At 72.2% G+C, this 2431-nt stretch carries 2 protein-coding genes; both read right to left on the bottom strand.

The window, feature by feature from the left end; genetic code table 11:
• Positions 1-178: 178 nt before the first annotated feature.
• A complete protein-coding gene (locus tag QH283_RS25485) occupies positions 179-1612 on the bottom strand; it encodes an RNB domain-containing ribonuclease (RefSeq protein WP_280505472.1) in 1434 nt (477 codons plus the stop codon).
• A 48-nt stretch (positions 1613-1660) separates the two neighbouring features.
• On the bottom strand, positions 1661-1993 hold the full coding sequence (locus tag QH283_RS25490; RefSeq protein ID WP_280505473.1) for a hypothetical protein: 333 nt from the start codon (positions 1991-1993) through the stop codon (positions 1661-1663).
• Positions 1994-2431 lie beyond the last annotated feature (438 nt).

A 2431-nucleotide genomic window follows, 5' to 3' on the forward strand; every position in this document is an offset into this window, starting at 1 on the left:
ACCGCGTCCGCGGGCCTATTCCGGCGGCCCCGCTAGCTTGCGCGCAGCTAGCAGGCGCCCACCCCCCCGGGGCGCCCGTCCGGGGCCGCCCTCCCCGCGCCGGCGCGATCGCGGACGGGAACGGTCCTGTCCGCGCCGGCCTGCCGGCGAGGACCCGGCCGTGGCGGGAGGGGCCGTCTCAGGCGAGGTGGGTGAAGCCGATCCTCCTGGTGGCGGGATCGGCGGTGGTCAGCCGGACCCTGAGGTGCTCGCCCTCCGGCGGGTCGCCCGCGCACGGGCCGAGCAGCGGCGGGTCGGCGACGAACACCTCGGCGGGGCGCTTGCCCTCGGCCTCGCGCAGCACGACGGCGTCGAAGATCGCGCCGAGCCGTTCCGACAGCAGGGTGGCCTCGGTGAGATCGATGCAGGCGCGGTCGATCTTGCTCGCGATCGCGCCGGTGCGCTTCATGGTCTCGGCGACGGCGGGCAGTTCGGCGCGCACCCACTCCGGCACCGGTTCGCCCGCGCAGCGCGCCAGGCAGATCTCCAGGGTGAACCGGTCCGACAGCCTGCGCAACGGCGCGGTGGCGTGCGCGTAGGGGGCGCCGATGGCGCTGTGGTGCAGGTTCTCCTCACCGTCGGCGCCGGTGAGCACGGTGTAGTCGGCGCCGCGCAGCAGGCCGGTGGCCTCCGACATGAGCACCAACCCGGCCGGGCTGTTGGCATCCAGGCCCGCCAGCATGCGGCCGACCCGGATGTCGGCGGGCCAGTCCACCGACATGGCGGCGGCGGTGCGGCGCAGCGACTCGATCGCGGAGTCCGGCGGCGGCGGCATGGTGCGCAACAGACCGGTGCGCTCGCCCGCGGGCGCGGCCAGCATGATCCGGGCCGCGCACATGCCGGTGAGCAGCGAGACCTGCTCGTTCCAGTCGTCGGCTGCGGTGCGCGGCTCGAGCACCAACCGCCAGTGGCCGTCGGGGGCGCCGTCGCGGACCACGCTCTGGGCGGGCAGGCGCAGGCCGATCGCGCCGCGTTCCAGGCCGGAGGCGATGCGCAGCGCGCCGAACTCGGGCAGCGCTTCGATGGAGGGGTGCAGTCTGCCCGCGTCGGCGTCGGCCTGCACGCCCGCGTAGTCGAACCGGGCGCGCGAGCGCACCAGCGCTCTGACCACCTCGAAGCGCACCGGTTCGGCGGCGTGGTCGAGTTCGACGGTCCACAGGGCGGCGGGACGGGTGCGGCCTGGCAGCAGGCTGGCCGAGCCCTCGGACAGGATCGGCGGGTGCAGCGGAACGGAGCCGTCGGGCAGGTAGTAGGTCTGGCCGCGAGCCAGCGCCTCGCGGGCGAGCGCGCCGCCGGGGCGGATCACGGCGCCGAGATCGGCGATGGCGTAGTGGAGCAGGAATCCCGACGCGGTGCGGCGCAGGCAGAGGGCCTGGTCGAGGTCAAGGGAACCGGGGGGATCGATGGTGACCAGCTCGATGTCGGTGCGGTCGGCCCGAGTGCCCGCGAACGCGTCGCTCGCGTCGCGGGCTTCGGCGACGGCCTCGGCGGGATACGCCGAGGCCATCGCGAATTCGGAGCGGATGGCGCCGAAGTCGACCGGCGCCGAGATGATCCGCTGGTGCAGTTCCACCCCCGGGAGACTACTGGAGGGCGGAACAGCGGTGATGCCGGAAGAGAATTACTGCAGCGCCAGCATGGTGCCGTTGAGCTCGTGCAGCGGACCGAAGACGGTGAAGGTCACCCGGCCGTTGGGGTACTGCGCGGACAACTGGGCGGCGGCGTCGAGCGCCTCCCCGAAGGACGGCGCCGACGGATGGGGAAGACCGGCGACCGCGTGTCCGAAGCCGGTGTCGGCGACCCATCTGGTGTCGCTGGGGCTGAGGTCGACCTGCACACCACCCGGCAGCGGAGTGACGGCCACCGCGCTCGCGGAGCCCGCACCGAGCACGGCGAGAACTGAAGCGGCTCCGGCGACGAGTGCACCGGCGACCAGGGAACGAACTACCCGCATATGTGTTGAGACCTGCTTCCGCATCGATGTCCGAGTGCCAGGAACTGCCCAGTCCCGGGCACTTGCCAACGGCGAACACTCTATGATGTCGATCACCATTCGTGCCAGTGGGGCACGAATTCCACAAAGGTTCCACAAGGCCCTCGGCAACGACCATTCCGCACTGCTAGTGTTCGATTCCGGTGCGGGCCGAAAACTTTCGTCCCGTTTCCGTCAGCTCCCCTACGTCGAACAATTGGAGTACCTCGCTGATGTCCTCGATCGTCTTCGATTACCTGATGCCCCTCGTCGGCCCGGAGCAGGCCGCGTACTGGGCCCAGGTTCTCCTGATCGAACCCCACTGACCTCCTGCTTCGAGGTCATCGGCACGGGGGGGGCCGCCCGCGGGGGGGGGGGGGGGGGGGGGGGGTGGGGGGGGCTGGCAGGCGGTGATGGTGA

This window comes from Nocardia farcinica (assembly GCF_029867845.1).
Taxonomy (GTDB): domain Bacteria; phylum Actinomycetota; class Actinomycetes; order Mycobacteriales; family Mycobacteriaceae; genus Nocardia; species Nocardia farcinica_A.

Excerpts from the sequence above, each read along its gene's own strand:
- QH283_RS25490 (WP_280505473.1), bottom strand. The coding sequence starts at position 1,993 with ATGCGGGTAGTTCGTTCCCTGGTCGCCGGTGCACTCGTCGCCGGAGCC.